The sequence below is a fragment of the Bacillus sp. PK3-067 genome, from assembly GCF_056738645.1.
The window spans coordinates 4,995,659-5,011,938 of the sequence record NZ_CP096490.1 but is presented as its reverse complement, the minus strand read 5'-3'; the positions used below and the strand labels follow the sequence as shown (position 1 = coordinate 5,011,938).

The 16,280-nt window shown below is 35.0% G+C and carries 11 protein-coding genes; 8 read left to right on the top strand and 3 right to left on the bottom strand.

Annotation, left to right across the window (positions count from 1 at the left end; translation table 11 throughout):
* Positions 1-11 precede the first annotated feature (11 nt).
* Positions 12-452 carry a DUF1641 domain-containing protein gene (locus tag M1D73_RS25920; protein WP_001115309.1) on the bottom strand — a complete coding sequence of 147 codons (441 nt, stop codon included), beginning with the start codon at positions 450-452 and terminating at the stop codon, positions 12-14.
* A 434-nt stretch (positions 453-886) separates the two neighbouring features.
* Complete coding sequence (locus M1D73_RS25915; RefSeq protein WP_000760481.1) at positions 887-1,231, bottom strand: winged helix-turn-helix transcriptional regulator; 345 nt, start codon at positions 1,229-1,231, stop codon at positions 887-889.
* Between the two features lie 373 nt (positions 1,232-1,604).
* Here M1D73_RS25915 and M1D73_RS25910 point away from each other — a divergent pair, with 373 nt between their 5' ends.
* The 4 genes from M1D73_RS25910 (at position 1,605) to M1D73_RS25895 (ending at position 9,030) form a co-directional block, all read left to right on the top strand.
* Positions 1,605-2,768, top strand: a complete 1,164-nt coding sequence (locus M1D73_RS25910; RefSeq protein ID WP_002026553.1) for an MFS transporter — start codon at positions 1,605-1,607, stop codon at positions 2,766-2,768.
* A gap of 16 nt (positions 2,769-2,784) precedes the next feature.
* Entirely contained in the window at positions 2,785-3,624 is an 840-nt protein-coding gene (locus M1D73_RS25905; RefSeq protein ID WP_000793532.1) for an aldo/keto reductase, read from the top strand.
* 109 nt (positions 3,625-3,733) lie between these two features.
* Positions 3,734-4,654: a thioester domain-containing protein gene (locus M1D73_RS25900; RefSeq protein WP_001022532.1), complete on the top strand. Its 921-nt coding sequence runs from the start codon at positions 3,734-3,736 to the stop codon at positions 4,652-4,654.
* Between the two features lie 572 nt (positions 4,655-5,226).
* A complete protein-coding gene (locus M1D73_RS25895) occupies positions 5,227-9,030 on the top strand; it encodes a putative mucin/carbohydrate-binding domain-containing protein (RefSeq protein ID WP_121868507.1) in 3,804 nt (1,267 codons plus the stop codon).
* Between the two features lie 44 nt (positions 9,031-9,074).
* Here the strand turns inward: M1D73_RS25895 and M1D73_RS25890 are convergent, their stop codons facing one another.
* Positions 9,075-9,713 carry an NAD(P)-dependent oxidoreductase gene (locus tag M1D73_RS25890; RefSeq protein WP_000689906.1) on the bottom strand — a complete coding sequence of 213 codons (639 nt, stop codon included), beginning with the start codon at positions 9,711-9,713 and terminating at the stop codon, positions 9,075-9,077.
* A 304-nt stretch (positions 9,714-10,017) separates the two neighbouring features.
* Between M1D73_RS25890 and M1D73_RS25885 the strand changes: the two genes are divergently transcribed.
* The 4 genes from M1D73_RS25885 to M1D73_RS25870 all read left to right on the top strand — a co-directional run bounded on the left by M1D73_RS25885 (position 10,018) and on the right by M1D73_RS25870 (position 16,239).
* Complete coding sequence (locus M1D73_RS25885; protein ID WP_001022931.1) at positions 10,018-11,448, top strand: alanine/glycine:cation symporter family protein; 1,431 nt, start codon at positions 10,018-10,020, stop codon at positions 11,446-11,448.
* Positions 11,449-11,784: 336 nt separating this feature from the next.
* Positions 11,785-13,227: an alanine/glycine:cation symporter family protein gene (locus M1D73_RS25880; protein ID WP_000346373.1), complete on the top strand. Its 1,443-nt coding sequence runs from the start codon at positions 11,785-11,787 to the stop codon at positions 13,225-13,227.
* 295 nt (positions 13,228-13,522) lie between these two features.
* The gene (locus M1D73_RS25875; protein ID WP_000673839.1) at positions 13,523-14,704 is read left to right on the top strand and encodes a NupC/NupG family nucleoside CNT transporter; all 1,182 of its coding nucleotides are present in this window, start codon (positions 13,523-13,525) and stop codon (positions 14,702-14,704) included.
* Between the two features lie 353 nt (positions 14,705-15,057).
* Positions 15,058-16,239, top strand: coding sequence for a NupC/NupG family nucleoside CNT transporter (locus tag M1D73_RS25870; protein WP_000673874.1), 1,182 nt, complete (start codon positions 15,058-15,060; stop codon positions 16,237-16,239).
* Positions 16,240-16,280 lie beyond the last annotated feature (41 nt).

The following is a 16,280-nucleotide window of genomic DNA, read 5'->3' as shown; positions in this document are numbered from 1 at the left end:
TATAAGTTAACTTATTTATTGTTACGTTCTGCACTAATTTGAAGATATGCGTTCACAAAGCGGAACATTTTTTGTGCTTGTGGATCTTTTAATAATTTTAATAGACCGAACAGGCCGATAACTTCGTTGCTTTCGTCAGCACGATCTTTCGCTTCGATTGCAGTAGCAGCCATGCTTTTCACTGTATCTTTTACAGGTTCTACAAGCTCTGTGATTGCACCAACAGTGTCGCTTTTTAATACTTCATCAGTAGCAACAGTTTGAGCGAAGTCATAAGACTTAGTTAAAATGTTAACAAGCTCAGTTAATTTTGGAAGCTGTTCTACTAGTGTTGTTAATGATTCTTGTACCTCAGGTTTTAACAACTGATCAAGTACATCAAGTTGTCCTTGGCTAGCAGAAATTTGTACAGTTTCTTGTTCTGGCTTTGTTTGAGTCATAGTTTCTGGCATCTCCAATTCTCCTTTACGATAGCAATACTCTTATTTTTTATAAGTAAGATAGTAAACGGTTACGAAACTTTATACAAAGTTTCACAAAACACAATAAAATGCCTTTAAATTTATGACAGCAAGTAAGCTGCAAACATAAATCTAAAACCATAACGTCTTACTTATTATTTATGAACTGTCCGATACATGGCTTGTCCGCATAATGGAAAAGCTCCGTTACCGGAAAGTGTATATAATATATATCCTATATTATATACTATATACACCTATGTTAACATAAAAATGATTCCTAATTATTTGATATTGAGTGTATAACGTAGTGCTGACAAGGTATGAAAGCGTATAAAATATTTTGTTCCAGTTAGAAATGTACATATATATAAAGAAAAAAAGGAAGAAACGAACAAATTCATGTTCGTTTTTCCTTTTTCCTATTATTCACCTTCCGCAATTAGCATCGATGTGTTACCTTCTTTTTCAAGATGGCATTCGCCCCAAGAACAAAGAGAATCAAGAATGGATTCTAAAGACCAACCGTAATCGGTAAGAGAATATTCTACTTTTGGCGGGACTTGATTGTATACTTTTCTTTGAATAACGCCGTCGTCTTCTAATTCACGTAATTGCTGCGTTAACATTTTTTGTGTAATACCAGGCATTGAGCGTTTTAATTCACTCGTTCTCTTTGTACCTTTCGTTAAGTGACAAAGAATAACAACTTTCCATTTGCCGCCGATAACTTCTAAAGTCGCCTCTACAGGAATATTGTATTTCTTCATATGAAATCCTCCCTTTGTGAGTAAAATAAGTTAAATCATACAAATGTTACTTTTTAGTACCTATAGCACTTTAAAGTACGTACTTTTTATCATGTTAAATATGTTTCATAATAGCACATGTAAGAGGCAAATGAGTAGTACGGTACCAAAAAGTGACTATGTTACTTTTTAGTGCCTATCGTACTTTAAAGTGCGTTCTTCAAAAAAGGAATGAAACCATTCATAATAGCATTTGTAAGTATGAAATATATTTTTTAGAAGATAAAAGGGCCTTTTTATCATACTATTATGATTGGATTTCTTGTAATAAGGAGGAATTCAATTGAGTTCATATACAGTACCATCTTCGGAAGCTCAGACGAGCCGAAGAAGTATGTTTGCTTTATTAGCGCTAGCAATTAGTGCGTTTGGGATTGGTACGACCGAGTTTATTAGTGTCGGTTTACTACCATCTATTTCAAAAGATTTAAATGTTTCGGTTACAACAGCCGGTTTAACGGTTTCCTTATATGCGTTAGGAGCAGCGGTAGGAGCTCCTGTTTTAACGGCGTTAACGGCTAGTATGTCGCGAAAGACATTATTAATGTGGATTATGGTTATTTTCATTATTGGTAATGGCATTGCGGCGGTAGCAACAAGCTTCACTGTATTAATTATTGCAAGAATTGTATCTGCGTTTGCACATGGTGTGTTTATGTCAATTGGATCTACAATTGCAGCTGCAATCGTACCAGAGAATAAACGTGCTAGCGCAATTGCGATTATGTTTACTGGATTAACAGTTGCGACTATTACTGGTGTGCCAATTGGAACATTTATCGGTCAACAATTTGGCTGGAGAGCGTCATTTATGGCGATTGTTGTAATTGGAATTATTGCTTTCATCGCAAACAGTATACTCGTCCCATCTAATTTAAAAAATGGTGTACCTGTATCGTTTCGTGATCAATTTAAATTAATTAAAAATGGAAGACTATTACTTGTTTTCATTATTACTGCACTTGGATACGGCGGTACATTCGTAACATTTACGTATTTATCTCCGTTATTACAAGAAGTAACAGGATTTGAAGCAAGTACTGTTACTATCATTTTATTAGTGTATGGAATCGCAATTGCGATAGGGAATATGGTCGGCGGAAAATTATCGAATCATAATCCGATTCGAGCGCTATTTTACATGTTCTTGATTCAAGCGATTATATTATTTGTTTTAACATTTACAGCGCCATTTAAAGTAGCTGGATTAATCACAATTATTTTCATGGGACTATTCGCATTTATGAATGTTCCGGGGCTACAAGTATATGTAGTTATATTGGCAGAGCGCTTTGTTCCGAGTGCGGTTGATGTTGCTTCAGCAATTAATATTGCCGCATTTAACGGAGGGATCGCTTTAGGTTCTTATATAGGTGGCCTTGTAACGAATTCATTAGGATTAATCCATACTGCTTGGGTAGGTGGCCTTATGGTAGTAGCCGCTGTTATTTTAACAGCGTGGAGCATGACATTAGAAAAAAGAGATCAAGTAAAATAAAAGGAGAGAAAATAAAATGAAAAACTTACAAAGTAAAGCAGTATTAAATAACGGTGTAGAAATGCCTTGGTTCGGTTTAGGTGTATTTAAAGTAGAAGAAGGACCAGAACTTGTAGAAGCTGTAAAATCAGCAATTAAAGCAGGATACCGCAGCATCGATACAGCTGCAATTTACGGAAATGAAAAAGCTGTAGGTGAAGGAATTCGTGCAGGTATTGAAGCGACTGGTATTGCAAGAGAAGAATTATTTATTACTTCAAAAGTATGGAACGCAGATCAAGGGTATGAAACAACAATCGCTGCATACGAAGAGAGTCTAAAAAAATTAGGACTAGATTATTTAGATTTATATCTTGTTCACTGGCCTTCAGAAGGAAAATATAAAGATACATGGAGAGCGCTAGAAACACTTTATAAAGAAAAGCGCGTACGTGCAATTGGTGTAAGTAACTTCCAAATCCATCACTTACAAGATGTAATGAAAGATGCAGAAATTAAACCAATGATTAACCAAGTAGAATACCACCCTCGTTTAACACAAAAAGAACTACAAGCTTTCTGTAAAGAACAAGGTATTCAAATGGAAGCATGGTCACCACTAATGCAAGGTCAATTATTAGATAACGAAACATTACAAGAGATTGCTGAGAAACACGGTAAAACAACAGCTCAAGTTATTTTACGTTGGGATCTTCAAAATGGAGTAATCACAATTCCAAAATCAACGAAAGAACACCGTATTATTGCAAACGCTGATGTATTTAACTTTGAATTAACGAAAGAAGATATGGAAAAAATCGATGCGTTAAATCAAAATCATCGCGTTGGTCCAGATCCTGATAACTTCGATTTCTAAGATTAAGGTAAGAAAAAAGAGTGCTTAAAAGCACTCTTTTTTTGTGCATAAAAATAGTTTCTAAATAAATACTACTTAGTATTAAGTTTGTTATTAAGGGGCTGTAAACATGAATATAAAGCAATCGTTCAAACTTTTAGCTATGTTTTTAAGTGTTTTATTTGTGTTATTCCCACTTCAAAAAGCATTCGCAGAAGTGATGGACCATACAAAGTATGAAATGAATTGGAGTTATAGTAAGTCCAAGAAGAAGCCAATTCGAACAGAGCTTATTAAAACGGCAGATGGCAAAATTGCTTTTTGCTTAAATGTAGATTTGAAATCTCCAAGCGGTCAAGATTTACCGGAAATGGGGAAAGTGGATATTAATGTGTACCGTGTACTATTGAATGGATATCCACAAAAGAGTCCACAAGAATTAGGGGTATCTGATTGGAGAGAGGCGCATTACGCAACGCAGCTTGCAGTATGGAATGCGTTAAAACAAATTGATGTTAATGATTTAGATTTCCGAAATAAAAATGTAGAGAAAGTAACAAAAGATATCGTTGCAAAAGCAAACGCTAGCGAAGAGCTACAAGAAATTACGATGAGTGTAACTCCTACAGAAGAACAAGAAGCAGTCTTAAAAAATGATTTCTTTGAAACAGGCTTATATACAGTAGAAACAAATGCAAAAAGCGGAACGTATAAAGTGCAAGCAACAGGTGCACCAGCGGGCGTGAAATTTGCAAATGAAAAAGGCGAAACAAAAACAGAATTTAATGTAGGAGAAAAGTTCCGCATTTTAATTCCGAAACAAACACCAGCTGGTGGATTTAGCTTTAAAGTATCAGGAAATTTAACGAAATTACAAGGGATTGCGCATAAAGGTACACCGACTATTCAAAATGCAGTAGTATTACTTGAGCGTAGTGAAGAAAAAACAAGTCCAGAGTTAGCGGTAAGTTGGAAAAAGGCTGAGGCTCCAAATAAACCAAATAAGCCATATACTCCAAATGAACCGCATAAACCGAATCAAAAGAGATAATGAAAAAGCATTGGTATATGCCAATGCTTTTTCATATGAATTCTTTAAAGATATATCAAGATAATAATTAATCGAGTGAAACACTATTTTAACGTTTGAAGAAGTATTTAAAAATAATAAAATATGGAGAAATCTAAACGTTACAATAAATGGATTTTATTCACGAAATTGTAACATTATTCTAATTAGAGAGGCTATCAAACAAAGTGTAAAGCGTGTACAATTCAGTTGGAAAAACTACCTATAGATGGTCATATATGAAGAAAATGTAAAACTCTATTGTTGTTCATATTTTTAGATGTATAGATGACAATACTGAAAAATATCTTTTACTATTCTCTTTTTTATGTAGCAAGAGAACTCATCACAAATAGAGAGAAGTGAGGAGGGGATATTACATAAAAATTGTACAATGTAAGAAAGCGAATACATGGAGGGAAATGCGGTAGTAATAGATACAGGTGCGCGAGGTGTTAGTCTATTCGTTAAATGTTTTTATAAAGATAATAGGATTTTTCATTAAACGAATATATAGGATGGTTTGTCTAAAAAAAGGACAGGGGACACAGATTATGTCAAAGAAGAAAAAGAGTAGGGTATTAGTAGCAGGTATATGTATATCTACATTATTATCACCAGTAGCTTTCGAAGCATCAAAAGGATATGCGGCGCCTTTGGAAGAGAATAAGGGCGGGCAGTTGGAAGAGAATAAATTTGAGCAGAGAGTATTTCAGTTGCCGGGGAAAGGTAGCGTAGAAGAAGAAAATAATCGTTTAAGAGTTACTTGGAAACTTTCCGCTAATGAACCGACTGGAATTTATGCAGAGCCAAATGAAGAGATTACAATTGACATAAAAGGAACGCAGTCTATCCAAGCTTTTATTGGAACGAGATCTTATGATGAAAAGGACCCAGAGGAGTTTGATTTAAAACCAGGAAAAAATGTTATTTCATCTTCAAGAGGCGGTATTTTATATTTTTATAATATGAATAACGAAGGAGAAGTAACAGCTTCCGTTACAAATGGTGGTAGTCACTTTCCTTTATTTATTTTAGGTAAGCATACGAAAAAAGATTGGGATGAAATGTTAAAAAAATATAAGGATCCTTATGCAGTTGAATTAAAAGGTGAGAGAAGCTTAATTACTACTACTTACGATTCTGTGCAGAAATATATGAAGAATACGGATCCAACAGATTTAATGAAATTGCATGATAAGATTATCCGTTTAGAAAACGCAGTGGCAGGATTATCTGAGGACAGTGTTGGGGTTGCAAAATCTCCAACTCATTATGTTCAGTTTGTTGAAAAACGGAAGCCTGCTAAAGGGGACTTTATGTTTGCGAAACATTATCATACAGGATATATTCCAACTGCAATGAATAGAGTTTTAGATATAGAGGTACTTGAGAAGGATGGATGGGGACCGTGGCATGAAGTTGGTCATTTACATCAGCAAGAACCGTGGAAGTGGTCTAAAGTAAGGGAAGTAACAGTAAATATTTACTCATTAGCTGTTCAAAAGGCGTTAGGGAATCAATTAGAAATGGATGAGCACTATAAAAACTCATTTGAGTATTTAGAGAAGCCTAAAGCAGAAAGATTCATTGATGACATTAATCCTCTTACAATGTTTTGGCAATTAAATGTAGTGTATGGAGAACATTTTTATCCTAGGTTACATCAAGCTTATCGTTTGTTACCTCAGAGTGAAATGCCTCATTCTGATGAAGAGAAAAAGCAGCTATTTATTTATATGACATCAAAAGTGGCAGGGCAAAATTTAATTCCTTTCTTTGAGGAGTGGGGATTAACACCAAATGATGATATTAGAGAGAAAATAGAAAAATCAAAGTTACCTAAATTAGAAAAGGAAATCTGGAAAGCTACAGATAGTAATGATATTCGTGAGAAGCAAGTTGAACTGTATAAGGTTCCGTATGGTGAACCTGCTAATGAAGTACAAAATCTTTTAGTTGGTACAGATTCTGACGAGAATGAAGCAAGTAAGCTTGTTCGAAATTTAGGTGAGAATGTAAAAGTAACAGGAAAGATTGTATGGCCTAAATTAGAGAATGGGAAACAGGAAGTGTTAGTAGAAATTGGGGATGAGAAAGGAAATAAAAATTCAATTCCTGTCCAAGTTAACGGATTTTATGATGACAGTATAGTTTTTCAAGGACTTTCAGATGATGTAATGTCGACAGTGACACTTCACCACAATAAGAAGAAATTAAATGTAAACTTTACTAATAATGAAATACATTACCGTTTTGAAAAAGAAGAATATATGGGCTTAACGCTATATGATCGAAATGGGATTGAAAAGAAACGTGTATCAGCAGAAGGACAAGAAACGGGAAAAAGATTTGCGATGGAACTAAATGAATTGGATTTTGAATATGGTGATGTAATAAAAGTATTCCACGCAGAACCAAGCCGTTTGAAGTGGTTTAAAAATAACGAACTTGTAGATCAAGGAAAAGTTAAAAATAAAAAAGAGAAATTATTCCAAATAACTGAGCAAGGGTTCGAATTAAAAGATAGTTTACAAGAAGTGACGGCGAAACTGCAAAAAGTAGTAGTCGGAATGGATGTAGACAAACTAGATCCGAAAGAATTCGTACAAGTAAAAGATGGAGAAGTGGTTGGTTTTGTAGAAAAACCAAATACATCAAAAATTGGAGAACAAAAAGTAAAAATAGAGACGAAGGATGCTTTTGGAAATAAGAAGATAACAGAAGTGCCGCTTGAAGTAATTTATGGAGATAGTTTAGTATTTCATGCTAATGATAATGCAATACGTTCGGTTGTAACATTGCAACATGATAAAAAGGAACTGCACGCAACGTTTACAGGTAATCCTGTTCATTATCGTTATGTAAATGAAGAGTATATGGGGATTACGCTATATGATCAAAATGGGAACACAAAAAAGCGTGTAACAGCGGAAGGACAAGAAACTTCAAAGAAATTTGCGGAGCAAGTGAGTGGAATGCAGTTTGAATATGGTGATGTAGTAAAAGTATTCCATGCAGAACCGGACCGCTTGAAATGGTATCAAAATAATAGCCTTGCTGGCCAAGGTAAGGCGAAAGTAGAAAAAGAATTATTCTTCAAGGTAACTGAAAAAGGCTTTGAAAGAATGGAAACTTTACAAGAGGTAAAGGCAGTACCACAGAAGGTAGTAATCGGAACAGATGTAGAGAAAATAAATGCAAAAAACTTTGTTGAAGTAAAAGATGGAGAAGTAGTTGGATTTGTAGAAAAACCAAATACAACAAAAATCGGTGAACAAAAAGTAAAAGTAGAAACGAAAGATCGATTTGGAAATAAGAAAGTGACAGAAGTTCCTCTAACAGTAACATATGGAGATAGCCTACTTGTATATGGGCTGAGCTATAGAGATGGTGACTTGAAATCAATTGTAACTTTGCATCATGATACGAAAAAACTGAGTGCGACAGATACAAAGAACCTAATTCATGATTACTTTAAAGATGAAAAGTATTTTGAATTCACATTGTACGATAAAGAAGGAAGAGTGAAGAAAAATATAGCAGTAAAAGGTTTAGAGAATACGCAAGAATTTGCTAAGGAAGTAAATGGAATTGCATTTGAGTATGGAGATGTAGTGAAAGTATATCATGCGGAATCTTCTCGTTTACATTGGTATCAAAAAGATGTATATGTGGGCGAAGGAAAAAGTAAAGAGATAAAGGAATTAGTCTTCAAAATAACTGAAAATGGATTTGAAAGATTAGACGGTGAGCAAACAGTAAAAGCAAATCCGCAGCAAGTAGTAATCGGAACAAATAGCGAAACGCTAGACGCGAAGAACTTTGTTGAAGTACAGGGTGGAGAAGTAGTAGGTTTTGTAGGGGAAATAGATACGACAAAAATTGGTCAGCAAAAAGTGAAAGTAGAAACGAAAGATCGATTTGGAAATAAGAAGGTGACGGAAGTTCCTGTAGAAGTGACATATGGGGATAGTCTAGTCTATCAAGGTGTGTCCGATGTTACACGTTCAATTGTTACGTTAAACCATGCTGAAAAGAAATTACATGCAACATTTACAAATGAGGAGATTCATTATCGCTTTGTAAATGAGCAGTATATAGGCCTTACGATTTATGATCAAAATGGAAATAAGAAAAAGCATGTAACGGCAGAAGGACAAGAGACTTCAAAGAATTTTGCTGGGCAAGTAAATGGAACGGCATTTGAGTATGGAGATGTGCTGAAAGTATACCATGCGGAACCGAGTCGTTTGAATTGGTATAAAAAGAATGAGTTAGTTAAAAAAGAGGATGCGATGAAGGGGCAAAAAATATCCTTTAAGATTACTCAAAATGGATTAGAGCAAGTGCAATAATAAGAAAAATCTCGTAAAACATAATGTTTTACGAGATTTTTTTATTATTCAGCTTCAGATACTACTGTGAAGCGTTCGTTTACGTGTTTTGGATTTTCAATTTCATCAAGTGCTGCAACTGCGAAGTCTTCATAACTTACGTAGCTATCACCTTTTGAGTTTACAAGCAGGTTGTCTTTACCAGCTGTATAAGAACCAGTGCGTTTTCCTAATGCGAATAGTGCAGAAGGGCTGATGAATGTCCAAGTGATATCATTTGTTTGTTGTAAGATTTCTAAGTTTTTACCTTGGTTTTGAGCTGTTGCAAGGTATTCGCCTGGGAAACCTGGTGTCTCAAATACACGTGTTGTTTTCTCTTCGTCTACAAATAAGCTTCCAGCGCCACCAACTACAAGTAATTTTGTGTTAGGTGCACCTTTCATCGCTTCAATTAGTACGTTTCCTGCATCTACGTGAAGGTGTTCTTGTCCTGCTGGAGCACCGAATGCATTTACAACTACATCGAATGCTTGCAAGTCGTTAGATGTAAGAGAAAATACGTCTTTTTCTAAAACTTTTACGTTTTCTTCTGTAATTTTTGCAGCGTTTCTTACGATTGCAGTTACTTCATGTCCGCGATCCAATGCTTCTTTTAAAATACGACTTCCTGCTTTACCAGTTGCTCCGATAATTCCGATTTTCATAATAAATCCCTCCAAAGTGTTTTGTTAAATTGTATATCTGAAAGTAAATGAATTTGTTGTAATTAGGTTTGTTACAACCCGTTGTAATCATTATAGTTACAGGTTGGTATTTTTGTCAATAGGGTTGTTTGTGAATTTATTTTTTGTTTTAGTATGCACAGTTAGAGGGAGGGTAGTCAGTCATAAGGACATTGTTACTGTGAACCTGGCTAATATTTGGAAATTGCAAATTGTCGAAAAATGTTGATTTTTGAATGTTTTTTAAATATAATTCGTTTTATGGAGAAAAGGAGGGGTTAATTGTATGAATATTTTAGAGCAATTTATTTCATCAACAAATACAATTCTTTGGTCATATATTCTTATTGCGATGTTAATTGGTTTAGGTCTTTATTTTTCTATTAAATTGAAATTCGTACAAATTACTCATTTAGGGGAAATGGTTCGACTAATGAGTGATGGATTAACTGGAAAGACGCGTAAAAAAGGTAGTGTATCTTCTTTCCAAGCGTTTTGTATGAGTTCAGCAGCTCGTATTGGTATCGGTAACTTAGCTGGTGTAGCATTAGCTATATCTATGGGAGGACCTGGAGCTGTATTTTGGATGTGGGTTATTGCGATTATCGGGGCTTCTTCAAGTTTCGTAGAAAGTACGCTTGCCCAAATTTATAAAGTAAAAGATGGCAGTGGCTTCCGTGGTGGTCCTGCTTATTATATGGAAAAAGGTTTAAATAAACGTTGGATGGGAATTTGGTTTTCTATCCTTATTACAGTTAGTTATGGTTTAATTTTTAACTCAGTACAAGCGAATACAGTAACATTAGCGTTTGAAAATGCATTTGGTTTAGAGCGTTATATTGTTGGTATTGTATTAGCTGCATTAGTTGCGGTTATTATTTTTGGTGGTGTAAAAAGTATTGCACGTATGTCGGAAATGATTGTTCCGCCAATGGCGCTTGTTTATATTGCGGTAGCTATTTTTGTTGTCATTAAAAACTTCTATTTAATACCAGATGTGTTTACGGAAATCTTTAAAGGTGCATTCGGTTTAGATTCAGCTGTAGGTGGCGGTATCGGTGCTGCGATGAAATATGGTATTCAGCGCGGATTATTTGCGAACGAAGCAGGTATGGGTAGTGCGCCGAACGCGGCAGCAACAGCTGATGTAACGCATCCAGCAAAACAAGGTTTTATTCAAACGATCGGCGTTTTAGTAGATACATTCTTAGTATGTACATCAACAGCATTTATCGTACTATGTTCTGGTGCATATAAAGCAACGAATTTAGAAGGTATTGAATTAACGCAAAATGCATTAAGCTCACAAATCGGCCCATGGGCAAGTAGCTTCTTAGCGATTATTATTTTCTTATTTGCATTTAGTTCTCTTTTAGGAAACTACTATTATGGTGAAACAAATATTGAATTTATTAAGCAAAGCAAAACGTGGTTAACAATTTACCGTATTGCGGTAGTTGGAATGGTATTATTCGGTTCTGTTGCGACGCTTCAAGTTGTATGGAATATGGCAGACTTATTTATGGGTCTAATGGTAATCACGAACTTAATTGCGATTACACTTCTTGGCCGATTTGCGTACGCGGCATTAACAGACTATGTAAGGCAAAAGAAACAAGGGAAAGATCCAGTCTTCAGTGCAGATTCTATTCCTGGTTTAACGAATACAGAGTGCTGGGATAAGCAAGTGGTAACAGATAAAGAAAAAGCAGTGTAATTGAAAAGGCGAGCATCGAGGTAAATTCGATGCTCGCCTTTTTTGTTGTAGTAAATGATGAAAAGGGTGAGAGGTAATTATTAATATAACTTTTTTGTTTGTTTCTCTCTCTCGTTATTTGTGGGGAACGTCCTGTTTTAAAAGTATGGCTGGTCGAATAGGATAAGTTATTAAGTATTGGATAAATGCATGTAATGGCTATATTTTCATGTGAAAAAACACTTATGTTAAAAGAATTAACGTACTCATGTTATAAAACCTAACATAAAGTTCTTGATTACTAAAAGTTTTTAGAATATAATTTTCTTATTGTTAGGAAGAGGGGGCAATGCAATTATGGATTTTTTAGCTAAGGTAATTGGGGATATAAATAATATCCTTTGGTCATATATCATTATTGCGATGTTAATTGGGTTAGGACTCTATTTTTCATTTCGTGTGAAATTTGTCCAAGTTCGTTACTTCGGTGAAATGATTCGTTTGCTTGGGGACGGGGCAAGCTCGAAAACGAGGAAGGCGCAAAAAGAGAAGAGCGGCGTATCATCATTCCAAGCGTTTTGTATGAGTACAGCTTCTCGTGTAGGTACTGGTAACTTAGCTGGTGTAGCTATTGCGATCTCAGCAGGTGGTCCAGGAGCAGTATTTTGGATGTGGTTAATCGCGGTAATTGGGGGTGCTTCTGCATTTGTAGAGAGCACATTAGCGCAAATTTATAAAGTAAAAGATGGGAATGCATTCCGTGGGGGCCCAGCGTATTATATGGAAAAGGGTTTAAAGAAACGCTGGTTAGGTGTTGTGTTCTCTGTTCTAATAACAGTAAGTTTCGGATTGATTTTTAACGCTGTACAGTCTAATACTGTAGCGGCTGCCTTTGATGGGGCGTTCAAAACAGATAGTAGATTAGTAGGTCTTGTTATGGCTGGTTTACTTGCAGTTATTATTTTCGGTGGAGTAAAACGAATTGCTCGCGCGGTTGAAATGATTGTTCCAGTAATGGCAATTATTTATGTAGCAGTGGCATTATTCGTTGTTGTAACAAACATTACGGCAATTCCATATGTATTTAAAGAAATTTTCTTACATGCTTTCGGAATTAAAGAAGTAGTAGGCGGAGGATTAGGAGCTGCGATTTTATTAGGGGTAAAACGTGGGTTATTCTCAAATGAAGCAGGTATGGGTAGTGCGCCGAACGCAGCAGCGACTGCAAACGTAACGCACCCAGTTAAACAAGGTTTCATTCAAACTTTAGGGGTATTTACTGATACATTATTAATTTGTAGTTGTACAGCATTTATTATTCTTTTATCAGATGTGCATAATGCAGCTGATTTAAACGGAATTCAATTAACGCAGCAGGCGTTAAGTCAACATATCGGTCCATGGGCTTCTATATTTGTAGCAGTTGCAATCTTCTTGTTTGCATTCAGTTCATTAGTAGGTAACTACTACTATGGTGAAACAAATATTGAATTCTTAAATGGAAGTAAAGTGCTATTAAATGCATACCGCATTGCTGTACTTGGTATGGTTATGCTAGGATCTGTAGCGACAATTCAAATCGTTTGGGATTTAGCAGATTTATTTATGGGAATTATGGCTGTTATTAACTTAGTAGCAATTGTATTCCTTTCTAAGTATGCTTTCGCAGCGTTATCAGATTATATTAAGCAAAAGAAACAAGGGAAAGATCCAGTCTTTTATGCGGAGTCTATTCCAGGTTTGAACAATACAGAGTGTTGGGGTGAGTCAGCGGTAGCTGATAAAGAAAAAGCGGTATAATGAAAAGGGCATCAAGTGAAACTTGATGCTCTTTTTTTGTTTTATTCAACTATTTGCAGATAGTAAAAGACGAACATTCATAGACGTTTTATAATAAAATGTAATTTTTTAAAGAAAAGTGCGGATATGAGTTGTGATTTGTGTTAGAATGGAAAATGCCTTTGAAATAAGAGGTTTTATGATCTTTCCTATCCAATTGAAGATTTTGGAGGAGAAATGGAAAGTTCGGATTATTTCTTGTTTTGAATGGTCAGACGTTCAACGTTAATGAAGAGTTAAATGGAGGATTTTATTAATGAAGTTTGTTATGTTCCTTGTAGGATTACTCGTTGTATTTGTACTCGGTTTTCTTATAAGTGCCGATCGAAAGAAGATTAAGTATAAACCAATCGCAATTATGCTTATAATTCAGCTAGCATTATCTTATTTCTTATTAAATACGCAAGTTGGTTATATTTTAGTAAAAGGAATTTCAGATGGATTTGGCGCACTTCTTGGATATGCGGAAGCTGGAATCGTTTTCGTATTTGGTGGTCTTGTTAATAAAGGAGAGGTTTCATTCTTCTTAACAGCGTTATTACCAATCGTATTCTTTGCGGTTTTAATCGGAATTCTGCAACACTTTAAAATTTTACCGATATTTATTCGTGCTATTGGTACGTTGTTAAGTAAAGTAAATGGTCTAGGAAAACTAGAATCATATAACGCAGTAGCAGCTGCCATTGTTGGACAAGCAGAAGTATTTATTACAGTAAAAGATCAATTAAGTAAAATCCCAAAACATCGTTTATATACATTATGTGCATCTTCTATGTCGACAGTGTCGATGTCAATCGTTGGTTCTTATATGAAAATGATCGAACCGAAATATGTAGTAACAGCACTTGTATTAAATTTATTTAGTGGTTTCATTATCATTCATATTATTAACCCGTACGATATTACAGAAGAAGAAGATACACTGAAATTAGAAAATAAGAAAAAACAATCATTCTTTGAAATGCTGAGCGAGTACATTATGCTTGGTTTCACGATTGCGATTACAGTAGCAGCTATGTTACTTGGTTTCGTAGCATTAATTACAGCAATCAATAGCTTGTTTGACTCAATGTTCGGTATTACATTCCAAGCTATTTTAGGATATATTTTCTCACCATTAGCATTCGTAATGGGTATCCCGCAAGCAGAAATGGTAACAGCGGGACAAATTATGGCAACAAAATTAGTATCAAACGAGTTTGTTGCGATGCTTGATCTTGGAAAAGTAGCTGGTGATTTATCGGCTCGTACAGTTGGTATTCTTTCTGTATTCCTTGTATCATTTGCGAACTTCTCATCTATCGGAATTATTGCAGGTGCAACGAAAGGTATCGATGAAAATCAATCAAATGTTGTATCATCATTTGGTCTACGCCTTGTGTACGGTGCGACATTAGTAAGTATTCTATCAGCGATTATCGTTGGTGTTATGTTATAAAAAAAGGATGGCTCTAGCTCATAGCTAGGGCTATTTTTTTATGGTAAATTTACATGAAAAAACCAATTAATTAGGAATATATTAACATATAAAAATCTTTTAAAATTTATATTGCATTTCGTCTAGATAACGCTTACAATTTGATTTGTAGGTGGTATCAATTTCAGACTTTCAAGTATGGTAGGAGAGAAGAAGCTACCTTTTATAAATTGCAATTCATGTAAACGCTTACTGATTTTAGATGACAGTTGAATAGTTTTAGGGGTTTTAAATTTTTTTAACAACAATGGTCAGACGTCATTCGTTATACGTTATACGACCAATAACTCGTGGGAGAAGTGGAGGATTCACATATGAAGTTCGTAATGTTTCTAGTCGGTTTACTTGTAGTGTTTGTACTAGGTTTCCTTATTAGTTCAGATCGTAAGAAAATTAAATATAAACCAATTGCACTTATGCTTGTCATTCAATTGGTACTTGCGTATTTCTTACTAAATACAAAGGTCGGATTTGTATTAGTAAAAGGGATCGCAGATGGATTTGGCGCTATTTTAAAATTTGCGGAAGCTGGGGTTAATTTCGTATTTGGTGGTCTAGCAAACGATGGACAAGCACCATTCTTCTTAACAGTATTATTACCGATTATTTTCTTAGCAGTATTAATCGGGATTCTGCAACATATTAAAGTTTTACCGATTATCATTCGTGCAGTCGGTTTCCTATTAAGTAAAGTTAACGGTTTAGGAAAACTAGAATCATATAATGCGGTAGCAGCTGCAATCGTTGGTCAAGGGGAAGTATTCATTACAGTAAAAGATCAACTAAGCAAATTACCGAAAAATCGTTTATACACACTTTGTGCATCTTCAATGTCTACAGTATCGATGTCAATTGTCGGTTCTTATATGAAAATGATTGATCCAAAATATGTAGTAACAGCACTTGTATTAAACTTATTCAGTGGATTCATTATCGTTCATATCATTAATCCATATGAAGTAAAAGAAGAAGACGATATTTTAGAATTACAAGAAGACAAGAAACAAACATTCTTTGAAATGTTAGGCGAATATATTATGCTTGGTTTCTCAATCGCTGTAACAGTAGCGGCGATGTTAATCGGTTTCGTGGCATTAATTACAGCAATTAATGGTGTATTCGATTCAATTTTCGGAATCACATTCCAAAGCATTTTAGGATATATCTTCTCACCATTAGCATTCGTAATGGGTATTCCAACATCAGAGATGTTACAAGCAGGACAAATTATGGCAACAAAATTAGTAACGAACGAATTCGTTGCAATGCTTGATCTTGGTAAAGTAGCTGGTGATTTATCAGCTCGTACAGTAGGTATTTTATCTATCTTCCTTGTATCATTTGCGAACTTCTCATCTATCGGAATTATCGCAGGTGCAACGAAGAGTATCGATGGCAAACAAGCAAACGTTGTATCATCATTCGGTTTAAAACTTGTATACGGTGCAACGTTAGTAAGTATATTATCAGCGATTATCGTTGGGGTTATGCTTTAATAAATTAAGAAAAGCAATGAGCGTAGGCTCATTGCTTTTTT

Excerpts from the sequence above, each read along its gene's own strand:
- M1D73_RS25875 (WP_000673839.1), top strand. The coding sequence starts at position 13,523 with ATGAAGTTTGTTATGTTCCTTGTAGGATTACTCGTTGTATTTGTACTC.
- M1D73_RS25900 (WP_001022532.1), top strand. The coding sequence starts at position 3,734 with ATGAATATAAAGCAATCGTTCAAACTTTTAGCTATGTTTTTAAGTGTT.
- M1D73_RS25880 (WP_000346373.1), top strand. The coding sequence starts at position 11,785 with ATGGATTTTTTAGCTAAGGTAATTGGGGATATAAATAATATCCTTTGG.
- M1D73_RS25895 (WP_121868507.1), top strand. The coding sequence starts at position 5,227 with ATGTCAAAGAAGAAAAAGAGTAGGGTATTAGTAGCAGGTATATGTATA.
- M1D73_RS25915 (WP_000760481.1), bottom strand. The coding sequence starts at position 1,231 with ATGAAGAAATACAATATTCCTGTAGAGGCGACTTTAGAAGTTATCGGC.
- M1D73_RS25910 (WP_002026553.1), top strand. The coding sequence starts at position 1,605 with ATGTTTGCTTTATTAGCGCTAGCAATTAGTGCGTTTGGGATTGGTACG.
- M1D73_RS25890 (WP_000689906.1), bottom strand. The coding sequence starts at position 9,713 with ATGAAAATCGGAATTATCGGAGCAACTGGTAAAGCAGGAAGTCGTATT.
- M1D73_RS25870 (WP_000673874.1), top strand. The coding sequence starts at position 15,058 with ATGAAGTTCGTAATGTTTCTAGTCGGTTTACTTGTAGTGTTTGTACTA.
- M1D73_RS25920 (WP_001115309.1), bottom strand. The coding sequence starts at position 452 with ATGCCAGAAACTATGACTCAAACAAAGCCAGAACAAGAAACTGTACAA.
- M1D73_RS25885 (WP_001022931.1), top strand. The coding sequence starts at position 10,018 with ATGAATATTTTAGAGCAATTTATTTCATCAACAAATACAATTCTTTGG.
- M1D73_RS25905 (WP_000793532.1), top strand. The coding sequence starts at position 2,785 with ATGAAAAACTTACAAAGTAAAGCAGTATTAAATAACGGTGTAGAAATG.